At 43.7% G+C, this 15,620-nt stretch carries 17 protein-coding genes; 4 read left to right on the forward strand and 13 right to left on the reverse strand.

The window, feature by feature from the left end; translation table 11 throughout:
- Window positions 1-23: 23 nt before the first annotated feature.
- The 4 genes from AC3CID_RS08325 to potA form a co-directional block, all read right to left on the reverse strand.
- Window positions 24-1,058, reverse strand: a complete 1,035-nt coding sequence (locus tag AC3CID_RS08325) for an extracellular solute-binding protein (RefSeq protein WP_017107107.1) — start codon at window positions 1,056-1,058, stop codon at window positions 24-26.
- Between the two features lie 137 nt (window positions 1,059-1,195).
- Window positions 1,196-1,966, reverse strand: coding sequence for a spermidine/putrescine ABC transporter permease PotC (gene potC / locus AC3CID_RS08330; protein ID WP_004733706.1), 771 nt, complete (start codon window positions 1,964-1,966; stop codon window positions 1,196-1,198).
- Window positions 1,966-2,823 (reverse strand): spermidine/putrescine ABC transporter permease PotB, encoded by an 858-nt coding sequence (gene potB / locus AC3CID_RS08335; protein ID WP_004733704.1) that lies wholly within the window; start codon window positions 2,821-2,823, stop codon window positions 1,966-1,968. Before potB ends, potC begins: the two co-directional genes overlap by 1 nt.
- Window positions 2,807-3,922, reverse strand: a complete 1,116-nt coding sequence (potA, locus tag AC3CID_RS08340; protein WP_017077234.1) for a spermidine/putrescine ABC transporter ATP-binding protein PotA — start codon at window positions 3,920-3,922, stop codon at window positions 2,807-2,809. The genes potB and potA overlap by 17 nt, the downstream gene beginning before the upstream one ends.
- 329 nt (window positions 3,923-4,251) lie before the next feature.
- On the opposite strand from potA, the gene AC3CID_RS08345 reads away from it, so the two are divergent.
- From AC3CID_RS08345 to ttcA, 4 genes are all read left to right on the forward strand, one after another.
- A complete protein-coding gene (locus tag AC3CID_RS08345) occupies window positions 4,252-5,106 on the forward strand; it encodes a DUF2189 domain-containing protein (protein ID WP_114633566.1) in 855 nt (284 codons plus the stop codon).
- Window positions 5,099-5,947: a glucosaminidase domain-containing protein gene (locus AC3CID_RS08350; RefSeq protein ID WP_104215233.1), complete on the forward strand. Its 849-nt coding sequence runs from the start codon at window positions 5,099-5,101 to the stop codon at window positions 5,945-5,947. The genes AC3CID_RS08345 and AC3CID_RS08350 overlap by 8 nt, the downstream gene beginning before the upstream one ends.
- Window positions 5,948-6,069: 122 nt before the next feature.
- Window positions 6,070-6,720, forward strand: coding sequence for a DUF2987 domain-containing protein (locus tag AC3CID_RS08355; protein WP_102448268.1), 651 nt, complete (start codon window positions 6,070-6,072; stop codon window positions 6,718-6,720).
- Window positions 6,721-7,062: 342 nt separating this feature from the next.
- Entirely contained in the window at window positions 7,063-7,956 is an 894-nt protein-coding gene (gene ttcA / locus AC3CID_RS08360; RefSeq protein WP_004733695.1) for a tRNA 2-thiocytidine(32) synthetase TtcA, read from the forward strand.
- Between the two features lie 100 nt (window positions 7,957-8,056).
- Here the strand turns inward: ttcA and uspE are convergent, their stop codons facing one another.
- The 9 genes from uspE to ccoO form a co-directional block, all read right to left on the reverse strand.
- Entirely contained in the window at window positions 8,057-9,004 is a 948-nt protein-coding gene (uspE, locus tag AC3CID_RS08365; protein WP_004733693.1) for a universal stress protein UspE, read from the reverse strand.
- A gap of 132 nt (window positions 9,005-9,136) precedes the next feature.
- The gene (fnr, locus tag AC3CID_RS08370; protein WP_004733691.1) at window positions 9,137-9,883 is read right to left on the reverse strand and encodes a fumarate/nitrate reduction transcriptional regulator Fnr; all 747 of its coding nucleotides are present in this window, start codon (window positions 9,881-9,883) and stop codon (window positions 9,137-9,139) included.
- Window positions 9,884-9,969: 86 nt separating this feature from the next.
- Entirely contained in the window at window positions 9,970-10,644 is a 675-nt protein-coding gene (locus AC3CID_RS08375) for a sulfite exporter TauE/SafE family protein (RefSeq protein WP_004733688.1), read from the reverse strand.
- The gene (gene ccoS, locus AC3CID_RS08380) at window positions 10,634-10,870 is read right to left on the reverse strand and encodes a cbb3-type cytochrome oxidase assembly protein CcoS (protein ID WP_139683896.1); all 237 of its coding nucleotides are present in this window, start codon (window positions 10,868-10,870) and stop codon (window positions 10,634-10,636) included. Before ccoS ends, AC3CID_RS08375 begins: the two co-directional genes overlap by 11 nt.
- Window positions 10,870-13,242 carry a heavy metal translocating P-type ATPase gene (locus AC3CID_RS08385; RefSeq protein ID WP_488526385.1) on the reverse strand — a complete coding sequence of 791 codons (2,373 nt, stop codon included), beginning with the start codon at window positions 13,240-13,242 and terminating at the stop codon, window positions 10,870-10,872. Before AC3CID_RS08385 ends, ccoS begins: the two co-directional genes overlap by 1 nt.
- A 5-nt stretch (window positions 13,243-13,247) precedes the next feature.
- A complete protein-coding gene (locus AC3CID_RS08390) occupies window positions 13,248-13,727 on the reverse strand; it encodes a FixH family protein (protein WP_017074288.1) in 480 nt (159 codons plus the stop codon).
- Between the two features lie 108 nt (window positions 13,728-13,835).
- Window positions 13,836-14,810, reverse strand: a complete 975-nt coding sequence (gene ccoP / locus AC3CID_RS08395; RefSeq protein WP_004733681.1) for a cytochrome-c oxidase, cbb3-type subunit III — start codon at window positions 14,808-14,810, stop codon at window positions 13,836-13,838.
- Complete coding sequence (locus tag AC3CID_RS08400; protein WP_004733679.1) at window positions 14,810-14,983, reverse strand: CcoQ/FixQ family Cbb3-type cytochrome c oxidase assembly chaperone; 174 nt, start codon at window positions 14,981-14,983, stop codon at window positions 14,810-14,812. Before AC3CID_RS08400 ends, ccoP begins: the two co-directional genes overlap by 1 nt.
- A gap of 9 nt (window positions 14,984-14,992) precedes the next feature.
- Complete coding sequence (gene ccoO / locus AC3CID_RS08405; RefSeq protein WP_004733677.1) at window positions 14,993-15,613, reverse strand: cytochrome-c oxidase, cbb3-type subunit II; 621 nt, start codon at window positions 15,611-15,613, stop codon at window positions 14,993-14,995.
- Window positions 15,614-15,620: the final 7 nt, after the last annotated feature.

The following is a 15,620-nucleotide window of genomic DNA, read 5'->3' on the forward strand; positions in this document are numbered from 1 at the left end:
AAGCAATTAGATAACGAACTCGTTTACTGACCGGCTTTAAGCTTCATGAAGTAATCTTCGTACTTCACTGTCTTATCGCCAACCGCAGCTTGCCATTCCACACGGTCAAGGTCTTCTTGTGATGGGAACAAAGCAGGGCTGTCTTTGAACTTCTCGTTAGACGCTTTAACTGCCGTTAGGTAGCCTGTGTCACGAGATATTTGCTCTGCGATTTCTGGGCGAAGTAGGAAGTCGATCATCTTATGAGCCGCTTCTACATTTACTGCGCCAGAACTGATAGCGAAGTTATCAACCCAACCGATGCCGCCTTCTTTAGGGAAAACCAGTTTAATCGGCAGACCTTCATTTTGCGCTGCAGCAGCAGAACCGTTCCAAAGCATACCAAGACCCACTTCACCAGACATGTATGGCGCGCCAGGGTTATCTGAGTTAAACACAAGAACGTTTGGCATCAGCTTACGCAGTTCAGCGTAGGCTTCGTCGATTTCTTGCTCGTTAGTCGTGTTACCTGAGTAACCTAACTTACGCAGTGCGATGTGGAACACTTCACGCGTGTCGTCCATCATCATCAGCTGACCTTCAAGCTCTGGCTTCCATAGATCAGCCCAGCTTTGGAAATCTTCTGGATCGTACATGTCTGTGTTAACAGCTAGGCCAGTGATCGCCACTACGTGTGGAATAGAGTAGTCATTGTTCGGATCATATGGCTTATCTAGGTAGTTTGTATCTAGATTCGCAAAATTGTTCAGCTTGGTTTTGTCGATCTTTTGAAGCATGCCTTCGTCGCGCATTTTAGACACGAAGTAGGTTGAAGGAACCACAAGGTCGTAACCTTTATTGTGCGTTTTCAATTTTGCGTACAAAGTTTCATTCGACTCGTAAGTCGAGTAAATCACTTTGATGCCAGTCTCATCCGTGAACTGTTCTAAGATCTCACTGTTGATGTAAGGTCCCCAGTTCATGAATACCAATTCTTTGTTATCTTTTGCAAACGATGGTGCAGATAACATTGAAAGCGCACATGCACTACCAGCTAATAGAGTAGCCCATTTTTTCATTGACGTTAGCTCCAAACTAAACGTTGCCCGAAGGCACTAGATAGAAAAACAGAATGGCAATTTACCATTCTGTTTATGAATAACACTTTTGTTAAACTTGAATCTTATCAAGTCTGTCTCAGTTAAGAGTAGGAGACTTACTTAATTTTCTCTCTCGCTAACAACTGAGAAATAATCACCAGTATTAACGACACCACTAACATCACTGTTGCTAGGGCATTGACCTCTGGAGATATACCGACTTTAACCATCGAGTAAATCTTCAGTGGTAATATTTCGTAGGTTGGCCCTGTAACAAAAGAGCTGATGATCACATCGTCCAAAGACAGAGTGAAGCTCAATAACCAACCCGCAGCAACCGCTGGCTTAGCAAGAGGAAGGATGATCTGTTTTAGAATCGTCCATTCACTTGCCCCTAAATCTTTTGCGGCTTCTAGCATCTTCACATCAAAGCCATTCAAGCGACTGTAAACCGTGACAACAACGAACGGCAGACAGAAAGTAATGTGCGCTGCAAGTAGCGTGAAGAACCCAAGTTGTACACCCATAACTAAGAATAGCGCAAGAAGCGAAATCGCCATTACGATATCTGGAGACATCATCACGATGAACAACATGCCATTGACTATACCTTTACCTTTAAATTGGTAACGGAATAAGGCTACTGCTGTCAGGCTGCCAACAATCGTTGCGGCAGTTGCTGAGAACACCGCGACGTTGATCGAGTGCCACGCAGCCTGCATTAGGCTATCGTTGTTAATCAGCGCGTCATACCACTTGGTGGTAAAGCCACCCCATTTCATACCAAACTTATTGGCATTAAAAGAGTTGGCAATTAATACGATAATAGGTAGGTATAGAAAAGCGTATACCAGCGCCATAAAGCTGAACTTAACTGTGCGACCCATTAGTCTAGCTCCACCTTCTTATTCAATAACTTGCCTGCACGGTAGTAGGCGTAAAGCATCACGGCCATAGCGGTAGTCAGTGCAATACTGGTTGCGGCGCCAAACGGCCAATCACGGGCATTAAGGACTTGGCTCTTAATGACGTTACCGATCAACAGGTTCTTAGCACCGCCCAACAAGTCTGAAATGTAGAACATTCCAAGCGCAGGGAGCAATACAAGTAAACAACCACCGATAATACCTGGCATCGTTAGAGGTAAAACAACCTTCAATAGCGTTTGAAGTTTGTTCGCACCTAAGTCTTTAGCCGCTTCTAAATAAGTATCGTCTAGCTTTTCTATCGCTGAGTACAACGGCAAAATCATGAAAGGTAATAGGATATACACTAACCCGATCATTACTGCCGTTTCTGAATACATGATACGAAGTGGTTTATCGATAATGTCTAACGCCAACAAACCTTTGTTCAACACACCTTGAGTACCCAGAACCACTTTTAACCCGTAAGTACGAATCAAAGAGTTGGTCCAGAATGGCACAATCACTAAGAACAACATGATTGGGCGCCATTTCGTAGGCATTTTTGCCACAATATAGGCAAATGGATAACCAATAATTAAACAAAGTAGGGTTGCGACAATCGCCATATAGAAAGAGTGCATCAGCACTTTAAAATACAGCGGATCAGCCAAACGCAAGTAGTTATCGAGAGTGAAAGTCATCTCGATCAAGTTCGCTTCATCACGAGTTAGAAAGCTAGTACCGATGATCATGATGTTTGGAATCATCACGAACAGCACTAACCAACCTGTGATTAAAGCAACAATCGCGTTTTGTAAATTAAACTTCTTGCTCATCTTCTAACACCACTTCCCAGCTCTCAACCCAAGTTACTGCAACTTTTTGGCCCAGTGAGTGATCAACATCAGGGTCATCTTCGTTGAAGAATTCGCTAACCATGACACGCATACCTGATTCAAGTTCTACGACTGAATCTAATGTCATGCCTTTGTAGGTTCGCTCGACAATGTGGCCGACAATACCGCTTTGATCCGACTCTTTAATTTCTTCGATACGAAGATCTTCAGGGCGAAGTAGTACTTGCAGTTTTTGGCCCGGTGCTACGTCTTTATCATGATAGATAATTGACTCTTCACCTTCGATTGTCGCAACAATGCGCTTTTCGTCTTGACGAGATTTCGCGGTCGCTTCGAATACGTTAATTTCACCAATGAAACGAGCAACAAATAAGTTCTTAGGCTCTTCGTAGATTTCTCTTGGTGTTCCGTCTTGTTCAATCACGCCATCACGCATAACAATAATACGATCAGACATGGACAATGCTTCTTCTTGGTCATGCGTTACAAAAATGAACGTGATACCAAGTTGGCGTTGCAGTTGTTTAAGCTCGATTTGCATCTGTTTACGTAGTTTGTAATCTAGAGCAGAGAGAGACTCATCCAACAAAAGAACTTTAGGCTTATTAACGACAGCACGAGCGATTGCGATACGTTGCTGTTGGCCACCGGATAGCTGGTGTGGCTTTCGTTGTGCCATTTGTTCTAGGCGCACCATTTTTAAAGCATCCATGACACGAGGTTCAATCTCGGTGTTTGGCACTTTTTGCATGCGTAAACCAAATGCCACATTGTCGAAAACGGTCATATGTGGGAATAGGGCATAGCTTTGGAATACAGTGTTAACATGCCTTTGTTCAGCAGGAACTTGGGTTACATTCTGTTGAGCTAATAGTATTTCACCACTATCTGCCGTTTCAAACCCTGCAATCATCCTTAGTACCGTGGTTTTACCGCAACCGGACGGACCTAATATCGTGAGAAACTCACCATGATTTACGTTTAGATCAAGATTGCCGATGACTTCCTTACCATCGAAACTTTTACTAATGCCAGTTAACTGTACGACTGGCTTTCCTACTGATTTTTTAGCGTTCAACGTCTGTTTTTCTCCACCTTGGTTCTATTTGAGACCTGTTGCTATACACCTTTAAGGCGCGCATCATAATCACCAAAAACGTGAATTCAAAGCATTTTTTACCATTCATAGATAAAAAAATTCGCAGGTAAAAGTAAACATCCTTTACCATACTGTTATTTATTGGGTTCACACCCTAACAAGTGTCTAATTATTAACCATTAAGACGCAAAAGCAAGCCTTGTTACAGATTCATATTTTAGTTTGCAGCCGACATATGGGTATAATGAAGGCAATTTTTTATCAATAAGTTAGGTGGCTTCGTTTAGTTGGCGCACCTAGGTATCAATATGAACAACGACATCGAAAAAGATTTTAATTTGGGCGGTAGTATCGACCGTGCACTTTCCGGCGATTATGAGCTCAAAGCAACGGCTGTATTCCAAGAAGCTTGGAAACATACGATAAGTCACTTTCTTTCGTTTTCCCCTGCGATTGTTGCGCTGATGTTCGTGCAATTGGCTATCTTTTATATCGCACTAAAACTGCAGCTTGGTGACCCCGCGATTATCTTAGATGCGGTTATCGATCCAGAGGCATTTACACCACAGGTCGTTGAATCCATTTTTATTGCTAACTTCAGCTACGAAGTAATCAGCGCGCCTATCTATGCTGGCATCTGTTTAATGGCAATGAGCCACGCCGCAGGCTTACAAACCAAAGTGCGTCATATCGGAAAAGGTTTACAGTTCACGGTTCCAGTCATTCTCGTTACTTTGTTCAGCCTCATGCTTCAAGGCATTGCAGGTATGCTTTTGCCATTTTTGTCTATCTACTTCTCACTAGCATTCAGCAATTCAATTCTGCTGATTTGTGATAAGAAAGTACCACCAATGCAATCGCTGCTGCTTTCTCTAAGAGCGGTAAATAAGAAAATCTTCGTCGTCGCATCTATCTACTTAATGGTTATGCTGATGTTCATTGTGGCGGCAATGATGTACGGCATTGGCTTGATATTCGTTCTTCCGTTTTTCTTTCATGTGAAAGGCATCATCTACCGCGAAATGTTTGGTATCAAACTGAAGGTTATTGCGTCAGATCGACATAATAGTGATGACGACAACAGCAACGGCGACAGTAATAACGACGGCAACAACAGTAACGATGGTAACAAAAACAAAAACCCTCAGGTGTTCGATGCGTAATAATGTCAAAGGCAGCGCAAGTAAATCACTTGCGCTAAAGGTAACTGCACTAGCGATTGTGGGGTCTATCTCACTGGTTGGTCCATACATTTACCAAGAAGAAGAGCGCCGACGTTCGGCAGACCAAAGTTCAAATACATCAAGTGAGTTTGGTGATTTGACCGTGGCTTCAGATCGACCAAATTTTGCTGCTATCGAAGATGTGAACGTGAAAAAAGACACATTCTTTTCGTTCCTTCGCCCAAGCATCAATATTGAAAACAAACGTATCACCAAAGAACGCGCGTTTTTAACTAAGCTATCTGAATCTGGTTTGAGCAATATTGACTCTGAAGACGCGTCTTATGCGAAAAGGCTAGGGAAGTTGTACAGCTTACCAGTGCCTAGTGAAGGTTTAGAACAGGCATGGCTGACAGAGATGCTGAGCCGTGTCAACGTGCTGCCAGAGGCGCTAGTACTGACACAGGCTGCTAATGAATCGGCTTGGGGGACATCGCGTTTCGCCACCAAAGCCAACAACTATTTCGGACACTGGTGTTACACCAAAGGTTGTGGACTTGTTCCGCTACAACGTAACGAAGGTAGCTCGCATGAAGTCGCAACATTCTCTTCAAGCCAAGAATCGGTGCATCGTTACTTCATGAATCTTAACCGCAACCGTGCTTACGCTGATTTAAGAGCCATTCGTGCAAAACTTGCTGCACAAGGTGATGATCTTTTAACTACCGAAACAGCGACAGAGCTCACTAACGGCTTGTTAAAATATTCTGAGCGAGGTTCAGACTATGTGACTGATTTACAAGCTATGATCCGTCACAACAAGGTATACTGGAAAAAGTAACTCATTTTGATACCAACTTGGTTGCCTTCGAAAGTCGGCTTACACCAGTAACATCACAAAAAGAGCAGCTCATTGGCTGCTCTTTCTATTTATAAACGCTCAACTTCGACAAGATTATAATAATGAAAAAGACAGTACTCGCTCTATTAGCCACTTTAAGCCTTGGCGTTTCTCTTCCTGCTTCGGCGCAAGAATACATGTTCACGTATTCTAAACTCTATACTCAGCTGAAAAACAACACCAAAGAAGGGCACGATGATGTCAAAGTTGCGGTCTTCTTTGTTGACCAACAAGCACAGAAAACCTGTCACATCAGCAAAGCTTGGATGGAGAAAGAAGAGCATTACGAAGAGTTAAAAGTGTCTCCTGCGAATGAACTTCTTCTACCGGTAGATAAAAACCTACGCTCAGCAAACCCTCTTATCTTTGTACAAACCCAAGAACAAGAATGCGCGTATTCGCTCGTCGTAATGACTCAGGAACCTTTGGCTGGAACGGTTGAGGTTGCACAGTTAGAAAGCCTATTACCACAGATGCAAGCGATGCTAGAAGACGTCAGCGGCATGTTCTCTAGTTGGTTCACTCCTGATATTCAAGGTTTGACGCTAGAATTTGATAGTAAACTTGAAGGCAATATTGCCCTGTCTAATGGTAAGCAAATCCCAATCAAAGAAGGGCGTGCGAAATTCACGCTGGACGAACTGAACGGAAGTGACAGCATCACGTTACCAGAAGCCACAGTTCGCGTTTTGCCTTACATCCCTGCGCAATAATAACTACCGGCCAGAAGCTGTTTGCTCAGCTTAAGATCTTGACGAAACAGCCTGTTCTTCTTTAAACAGGCTGTTTTCGTTTAAAGTCTTAAATCTAAACCTCTAAATCTTGCCAAATCACATATCTCAACGGCCTTTAATCTTTGATTCTTACCTCTTATTGCGACATATTTTTCTCACCGCTAGAGGACAGATCGTATGATAAGGCGGAATCTTTCTCCTGCTTGGCTTGTTTATCCTGTCGTTACTGTTCCAACCTGAAATAAAAATCCGTATAATCCACGCCCTAAAACAGTCCCACTAGCAATCTACAGTCGGTAATACGACGGTGTGAGAGTCGCAATGAACCAAAACGAAAATAAAAAAGATACACTTGAATTCAACAAGCTTCAGAAACTTCTAAGAAGAAATGTTGGGAATGCCATCGTCGACTACAACATGATCGAAGAGAATGACGTAGTAATGGCGTGTATTAGTGGCGGTAAAGATTCATTTGCGATGCTAGACATTTTGCTACGTTTGCGTGAAGCAGCACCCATCAAATTTGATGTTGTTGCCGTAAACCTAGACCAAAAACAACCGGGGTTCCCTGAGCATATTCTTCCTGAGTACTTTGAAACTTTGAACATTCCTTACTACATCGTAGATAAAGATACATACTCAGTGGTAAAAGAAAAAGTGCCAGAAGGTAAGACAACTTGTGGCCTTTGTTCACGTCTGCGTCGCGGTACTTTGTACTCGTTTGCAGAGAAGATTGGCGCAACGAAGATTGCTCTAGGTCACCACCTAGACGACATTGTTGAGACTATGTTCCTGAACATGTTCCACGGTGCTCGCCTCAAGGCTATGCCACCTAAGCTTCGCTCTGACGATGGTCGTAACGTTGTAATCCGTCCTCTGACTTACTGTCGCGAAACGGACCTAATCAAATACGCAGAGCATAAAGAGTTTCCGATCATTCCGTGTAACCTATGTGGCTCTCAAGAAAACCTACAGCGTCAAAACATCAAAGCGATGCTAATTGATTGGGATAAACAGACTCCAGGCCGTGTTGAGAAGGTCTTCAAGTCAATTCAGAACGTGAGCCCAAGCCAATTGGCAGACCGCGAGTTGTTTGATTTCATTAACCTTCCACTGGATCGTAGCGAAGATCGCAAAGCATACGAATTCGAAGAAGCTGAAATCTCGTCTTCAAACATTGATGAGTCAATGTTCATCGACGTAACTAACGTATAACGCGATATAAACGGTTCTGTTGTTGGAATCGCGTAAGCTTTAGATAAACAAAAACGCCTCAAGCATTGCTTGAGGCGTTTTTTTATAATTAAAAAACCAACTATTTAGACAGGTTCGGATCGAGCGGGCTAACGTAACCTGACGGTTTAAGAGCCAGTACATCGCAGTTAATCTTATCGATGACATGTTCCGCAGTATTGCCGATAAACACGGCAGACAAGCCAGTACGACCTGTTGTACCAAGGATAACCATAGCAGCATTGTGTTCAGACGCTACACGAGGAATAACATCTTCAGGCAAGCCTTGCTCAACCACGGTTTGCTCTTCACACATACCGTGTTTCTGGCGTAGTGCTTTCATCGCGGTTAAGTGATGGCCACGAACCGCATCAGTATAAGAGGTTGGGTCAAACTCTGGCAATTCGATTGTGATATTCGCAGGTGTCACCGGGTAGGCGTTCACCAAGAACGGTTCAGCATCCAAACGACCAGTGATCTCAAGTAATCTGTCGACCATCGTATCATTGAGCTCTAAGTGAGCTTCTGTTTCAGAGCCAACATGGACGGAAGCGTAGATCTTCGCGTGTTCTGGCCAGAAATCATTTTTAACCAACAGCACTGGGCTAGGGCACTTTCTTAATAGGTGCCAGTCGGTTGGAGTAAAGATGACCGATTCTAAGGTATCGTGCTTACGCGTGCCTTTGATCAAAATGTCATGCTCGCCACTGTAAACCTCAGCAATGATCGCTTCATACGGGCGATTATGCCAAACCACTTGTACGTTAAATTCAATAGAATCATCAAGGTAAGGAGCAGCAACCTTATTCATCCAAATTTCACGCTGATGAATTACGCCTTTGCGCATTGCGTCTCTCTCATCGACAGAGAGCATAGATGTCATTTCATACGAGAAGTCGTAGATCGACAAAAAGAAAGTGATGTGGCTTGTTGAAGTGCTTTTCTTGGCAAGTTGGATAGCACGAACTAGAGCAGGTTGCTCATCGTGATTAATGTCTGCGACAACTAAAATTTTGTTATAGATACTCATAACTAAGCCTACTTTTCAGACCGAACATATAAATAATGTAGCGTAGTTATGGAGAGAATAAGAGAAATATAAGAGGTTTTAAGAGAGAAACATGATGTAGCTCATTATTGAACTACATCATTGATATCTAGACTATTCTTTTGAAACGCCAGCAAGTTCCATCAACGCATCGTGATCTTCGATAGTGATGTATTTACCTTTAACGCTCAAGATGTCCGCTTTTTGGAAACGACCTAACAGACGGCTGATTGTTTCAACAGTCAAACCAAGGTAGTTACCAATATCGCCACGAGTCATCGTTAAGCGGAACTCACGAGGGCTGAAGCCACGCTGAGAGAAGCGAGTTGAAAGGTTGTAAAGGAATGCCGCAAGGCGCTCTTCCGCGTTCTTTTTAGAAAGAAGCAGAATCATTTCCTGGTCACCTTTAATCTCATTACTCATCAAACGCATAATTTGCTGACGCAATTTAGGCATTTTCCCTGATAAGTCATCGAGAATCTCATATGGAATTTCACATACCATAGAAGTTTCCAAAGCTTGAGCGAAACTAGGGTGTTCGTCACCCGTGATCGCGTCAAAGCCAACAAGATCGCCCGCTAAGTGGAATGCAGTAATCTGCTCATCACCTTGCTCGGTAATCGTATAGCTTTTAATCGTTCCAGAGCGAATAGCATAAAGAGACTTAAGTTCGTCTCCCGCTTTAAATAGCTCTTGGCCTTTTTGAATAGGTTTCTTTCTTTCAATGATCTGATCAAGTTGATCTAGCTCAGATTCATTCAAAGTAAATGGGATACAGAGTTGGCTAATACTACAATCTTGGCAGTGGATCGCACAGCCACCAGACTGAACTCGTTTCGTCACAGGCTTTTCAGAAATCATAACAATCTTTCACTATTTGATATACGTCAATATTTTAGCATTCCTTAATCCTAAAGGGTAGTAAAAAAACCGGATTAAAGACACCGCTATACGGTATAAATAATGAGCTGTAGCGCCATATAACCGGTATAGAAGCCGTAAATGAGGATTAAAATTGCGCCAAACTGGCGAAATAAGTCAGCTTGTTGCAGTTTTTTGAGGAAATTGGCGCCCATTCCAACCGTGAGCATCGCTGGAAGAGTACCTAAACCGAAAGCAAGCATGATACCCGCTCCGTTATACCAACTTCCTGACACTGCCGCCCACGTTAGCATTGAGTAAACAAGACCACATGGAAGCCAACCCCAGATAAAACCAAAAGGTAAAGCATGGCTAGGGTGCTTCAATGGTAGAAATGATTTGCCTAAAGGAGAGATATAACGCCATAGCTTCTGTCCAACTTTTTCAAAGAACAACAAGCCAAACCACCATTTACCGATATACAAACCTAAGACGATCATAAAGCCAGCAGCAAATAATCGCAGCCAACCTAACAGAGCGTTAAAATCGCTTAGCTGACCTATCGAAGAAATTGCACCGCCAATCACACCGCCAATCACGGCATAGCTTAGCAAGCGTCCTAGGTTATAAAGCAGGGGAATGACAGGGGAAGGTTTACTGTTGCCAATTGAAAGAAGCGACGCAATGCCACCACACATTCCCATGCAGTGACCTGCGCCGATCAACCCAACAACAAAGGCTCCGATCCAATCAGGCGTCATCGTTCTTTTTGTCTAAGTTAGTTTGGCTTTCTACGTTAGCTTTCTCGTTCTTAACAGGCTTACTATCAGAATGATGATGAGCATTAGTGTCTTCATCAAACAGAATGTTGTGGCCTTGACGCTCAAGGTCTTCAAACTGCTCGCTCTTCACTGCCCATAGAAAGATTCCAACCGCGATACATACAAGTACGATCGCAATTGGAATGAGTATGTATAAACTTTCCATTATTTACCTTGCTCTTTTAAAAGCCTTAACGAGTTAGATACTACAATAATAGAGCTAGCAGACATGCCAACAACGGCAATGTATGGAGCAACCAAACCTGCGACAGCCAATGGAAGAATAAGTAAGTTATATCCTAGTGACCAAGCTAGGTTTTCACGGATTATCCTACGCGTTTTTAGCGCCAAAGTACGGGACTTAAGTAATCTATCGAGCTTATCACCCAATAGCACCATATCCGCAGAGGCTTTCGCCACATCAGTACCGCCGCCCATAGCAACAGACAGGTGAGCACCGGCCAGAATAGGGGCGTCATTGATACCGTCACCAACCATCATGGTGATGTCACTTGCGTCTCTAGAGTTTAAATAAGCCAGCTTGTCTTCCGGCTTCGCGTTAGCAACAATGTCAGTAATACCAATCTCTGCTGCAACAGGCTTCGCATTAATCAAAGAGTCGCCAGTCAGCAGCGTGGTTTTGATTCCCGCTTCTTTGAATTGCTTAATGAACTCGATACTTTCTTTACGAATCGGATCTTCATAAGTGAATGTTGCAATATGACGACCAGACATCGACAAGTAAATACCGTTACTTTCAGATGGCTGAGCTTCACCTAGAATGAACTCGCTGCTACCAATCGCCACTTCTCGCCCATTCAACTCGCCAGTAATGCCCGAGCCAATCACGTTGTTTACCGACTCTACTTCGATACCATCAGAAATATAAGTTTTGAACGCTTTAGCGATAGGGTGGTTAGCGTGTTGCTCTAGGCTTGCTGCAACTTGCAAACAAGTGTCTTTATCAAGGTCAGCAAACGTCTCGACTTTACTGATACGAATATCACCTTCAGTCAGAGTGCCCGTTTTATCGATGATTAAGTGGTTTACCTTGCACAAGGTTTCAAACACATGGCCTTTGCGCAACAAGATACCGAAGTTACCCATGCGAGATGTTGAACACGTAATCGCGGTCGGCGTCGCAAGAGACAGAGCGCAAGGGCAGGTCGCTACTAATACTGAAAGCATGATCCAGAAAGCGTCTTCTGGTCGTGTTTGATGCCAGTAGAACCAAGTCCCGAATGAAATGATTAAGATAACCGCGACAAAGTATCGAGCCACCACATCGGCGATTTCAGCAATTCGGGGTTTAGACAATTGAGCTTCATCTTGAAGACGAACGATATTAGAAATAACCGAATCCGCTTTAGAGGTCATCACTTCCAATTCAAACGATTCATCACCATTCAATGTGCCAGCAAAGACCGTATCACCTTCATTCTTAACCACATGGATAGATTCGCCAGTCAGCATGGATTCATCGATATGAATTCTGCCAGACAATACTTTGCCATCTGCGGGAATATGTTCACCCGGAAGAACGCGAATCTGGTCGCCAACTTTTAAGGTTTTTACCGGAACTTGCTCACCGTCTAGCGTTGTCGCCATCGCAGGAACGAGCTTAAGCAGGTTACCGCTAGCTGCTGCAGCTTTACGACGCGCGCGCATCTCAAGGAAACGACCAAGCAACAAGAAGAAGGTGAACATCGAGATAGATTCAAAGAACACTTCACCTTGCTCTGTCACTGTTGCCACTAAACTCGCAACGTAAGCAAATAGCAGAGCGATCGAAACGGGTACATCCATACCCAATGTTCGGCCTTTAATACTGCGCCACGCATTAATATAGAAAGGTAACGCAGAGTATAGGAGAACAGGTGTTGCGAAGATCAAACTTACCCAACGGAAGTAACTTTTGAATTCAGGTTCAAGGCTGCCAAATACTTCGAGGTAGAGCGCTACAGCTAACATCATGACTTGCATGGTCGCTAAACCAGCAATACCAAGACGATAGAGATAATTCTTCATCGATCGATGATAGGCGGCTTCTTGTTGATCAGCCTCGAATGGAGCGGCTTTGTAGCCTAGGGTATGGATTGCAGACAACAGCTCGCTCAGTTTAGCCTGAGTGTTGTCCCAGCTGAGCAGGGCGCGGTTAGTCGTGGTATTAACACGAATGCTAACAACCCCTAACTTTGAAGAGACTTGCTTTTCAATAAGCCATGCACAAGCAGCACAAGAGACACCTTCGAGTGACAATGTCACTTCAGATGTATTTTCAGAGTTACGGACGAACTCCAATTGAACATCTTCGTTGTCGTAATGACTGAGTGCCAGAAGTTGCTCTGGCACGAGATCCGCTTTTTCAGCCGGAGCGGTACGATATTGGTAATAAGAGACCAAACCGCTATCAACGATTGTCTGTGCTACGGTTTCGCAACCTGGACAACACATCGGTCGAACCGATCCTAAGATTTCTACTTTAAAATCCGTTTCCGCTGGTACATCTTCACCGCAGTGATAACAGGATTCACACATAAGCTTTAGTTCGTTAGTTGAGTAGGAGTATCAATTGGGAAGTTCATGCGACCTTGCACTAACCATTCAGAATCATGCGGAGAAAGCTCGATAAACCATGGACCTTGCATTTCATGGTCCAGAGTCAACGTGTAGTTGCCGCTCGCATCAGCGGTCAGTAGCTGAGTAAAATCACGGTCAGGGAGCGTTCGGTGCACGAACATTGCGCTAATAGCAGGGAAGTGGTCTAGCTTGCCTTTGTCTAGGGTAATGATAACTGAATTACCTTTCTCGCTAACTGAAGCTGATAGGCCAAGCTCTTTAGCAACGTTTACTTTTGAAATGTCGACATTAATACCTTTACCTTTTTTATAGTAATCTTCAGTGACAACGTTAACTGAATGGTTGGTAAGTATCGCGACTCGAACCAATGTTAGCATAGAAACGCCAACGGTTAGGAAGATCAAAAACCACGGCCAAAACTGCTTATACCAAGGTTGTACCATATTATTATTCTCAATATATCCAATGAAATAAAACTAAATTTTACAAACACTTAAGGTTATAACTGTAAAAGAAAGACAGCCCCTTAAAAAGGGGCTGTTATTATTATGTTACTCTTTATCTGAGTTGCTGAGGCTCCAGACGTAGGCAGCGACGAGCTGAACCTTATCCTCACCGAGGATGTCCTTCCAAGCCGGCATTACACCAGAACGACCGTTCATTACTGTTTCAGTTACATCAGCACGAGAATCGCCAAACAACCAATCGCGGTCTGTTAGGTCAGGAGCACCAACAGCAGGGTTACCCTTGCCATCTGTACCGTGACACGCAGCACACACTACGAAACGTGCTTTACCAGCTTCTGCTTCACGTACGTTCACGCTACGACCAGAAAGGCTAAGAGTGTAGCTAACCACTTCTTTAACGCCTTCTTCGCCAAGTGCGTCTTTCCACGCTGGCATTTGACCGACACGACCATGCATGATGGTAGTAACGATCGCTTGTGGTTCACCGCCATATAGCCATGCATCGTCAGTCAAGTTAGGGAAGCCCTTTTGACCACGAGCATCAGAACCATGACACTGAGAACAGTTTTGCAGGAACAAGCGTTGACCAACTTTGATTGCGTCAGCATCTGATGCAATGTCAGGAACAGAACGAAGACCGTTCTCATCATGAGCTAGCTTCTTAAATGCTTCGCCAAAGTAAGTGTTCGCGTCATCAAGCTCTTTTGCATACTCATCTAACTGTTTGTTAGCTTGAGCTGCAGCGATTGCAGAGCGAGACTCTTCTACGCTACGAACTGTTTGGTTTGAACTCGTCCAACCTAGTAGACCTTTAAAGTTGCCAAGGCCTGGGTATAGAGCAAGATAAACAGCTGCAAACACAATTGTGCTAACGAAAAGGTATGTCCACCATTTAGGTAGTGGGTTATTAAGCTCACGAATACCATCGTATTCATGGCCCATGTCATGACCTTCTTCTACACCTGTTTTATCGTTGGAACACCAACGAAGTAAGGCTGCACAGCCAATCAGCGTACCGATTGTGATGACTGTTACCCAAATACTCCAGAATGTACTCATTACTTCGTCACTCCTTGATTTTTATCTTTCGCAGGTGCTTCATCAGCGAACACTAGGTTTGCATCTTCGTCGAAGCGCGACTTACGATTTTTACCGAAAGCCCACCAAACGATGCCGATGAAACAAGCAAAAACAGTAACAGTCCAAACACTTTGAAATGTAATAATGTCCATAATTATTCCTTATTTCATTGCGTGGCCAAGCGATTGAAGGTAAGCGATGATTGCATCCATCTCTGTTTTTCCTTCAACATCTTGTTTAGCGTTAGCAATTTGTTCGTCTGTGTAAGGAACACCAAATTGATTACGGAAGATTTCAAGCTTCTGCTTAGTCAATTTGCCATCAAGTACATTCTCAGCAAGCCATGGGAAACCAGGCATGTTTGATTCAGGAACAAGTTCGCGAGGGTCGAGAAGGTGAACACGGTGCCACTCATCAGAGTAACGATCACCAACACGCGCTAGATCTGGGCCAGTACGCTTAGAACCCCATAGGAATGGATGTTCCCAAACACTTTCGCCAGCTACAGAGTAGTGACCGTAACGTTCAGTTTCAGAGCGGAAAGGACGAATCATTTGGCTGTGACATACGTTACAACCTTCACGAATGTAAATATCACGACCTTCCATTTCCAGAGCAGAGTAAACGCGTAGGTTTTCTACAGGTTCAGTCGTTTGCTTTTGGAAAATAAGTGGGGTGATTTCTACTAAAGCACCAAAGCTGATTGCGATAACAATTAGGATCGCGAGTAGACCAACGTTTTTCTCGACCAACTCATGGCGATTATTTGAATTTGAGCTCATTCTAAAT

It is taken from the genome of Vibrio sp. QJM3NY_21 (assembly GCF_057785975.1).

Bases quoted from the DNA above. Each gene is read 5' to 3' on its own strand.
- AC3CID_RS08325 (WP_017107107.1), bottom strand. From the start codon at position 1,058: ATGAAAAAATGGGCTACTCTATTAGCTGGTAGTGCATGTGCGCTTTCA.
- potC (WP_004733706.1), bottom strand. From the start codon at position 1,966: ATGGGTCGCACAGTTAAGTTCAGCTTTATGGCGCTGGTATACGCTTTT.
- potB (WP_004733704.1), bottom strand. From the start codon at position 2,823: ATGAGCAAGAAGTTTAATTTACAAAACGCGATTGTTGCTTTAATCACA.
- AC3CID_RS08345 (WP_114633566.1), top strand. From the start codon at position 4,252: ATGAACAACGACATCGAAAAAGATTTTAATTTGGGCGGTAGTATCGAC.
- AC3CID_RS08350 (WP_104215233.1), top strand. From the start codon at position 5,099: ATGCGTAATAATGTCAAAGGCAGCGCAAGTAAATCACTTGCGCTAAAG.
- AC3CID_RS08355 (WP_102448268.1), top strand. From the start codon at position 6,070: ATGAAAAAGACAGTACTCGCTCTATTAGCCACTTTAAGCCTTGGCGTT.
- ttcA (WP_004733695.1), top strand. From the start codon at position 7,063: ATGAACCAAAACGAAAATAAAAAAGATACACTTGAATTCAACAAGCTT.
- uspE (WP_004733693.1), bottom strand. From the start codon at position 9,004: ATGAGTATCTATAACAAAATTTTAGTTGTCGCAGACATTAATCACGAT.
- fnr (WP_004733691.1), bottom strand. From the start codon at position 9,883: ATGATTTCTGAAAAGCCTGTGACGAAACGAGTTCAGTCTGGTGGCTGT.
- AC3CID_RS08375 (WP_004733688.1), bottom strand. From the start codon at position 10,644: ATGACGCCTGATTGGATCGGAGCCTTTGTTGTTGGGTTGATCGGCGCA.
- ccoS (WP_139683896.1), bottom strand. From the start codon at position 10,870: ATGGAAAGTTTATACATACTCATTCCAATTGCGATCGTACTTGTATGT.
- AC3CID_RS08385 (WP_488526385.1), bottom strand. From the start codon at position 13,242: ATGTGTGAATCCTGTTATCACTGCGGTGAAGATGTACCAGCGGAAACG.
- AC3CID_RS08390 (WP_017074288.1), bottom strand. From the start codon at position 13,727: ATGGTACAACCTTGGTATAAGCAGTTTTGGCCGTGGTTTTTGATCTTC.
- ccoP (WP_004733681.1), bottom strand. From the start codon at position 14,810: ATGAGTACATTCTGGAGTATTTGGGTAACAGTCATCACAATCGGTACG.
- AC3CID_RS08400 (WP_004733679.1), bottom strand. From the start codon at position 14,983: ATGGACATTATTACATTTCAAAGTGTTTGGACTGTTACTGTTTTTGCT.
- ccoO (WP_004733677.1), bottom strand. From the start codon at position 15,613: ATGAGCTCAAATTCAAATAATCGCCATGAGTTGGTCGAGAAAAACGTT.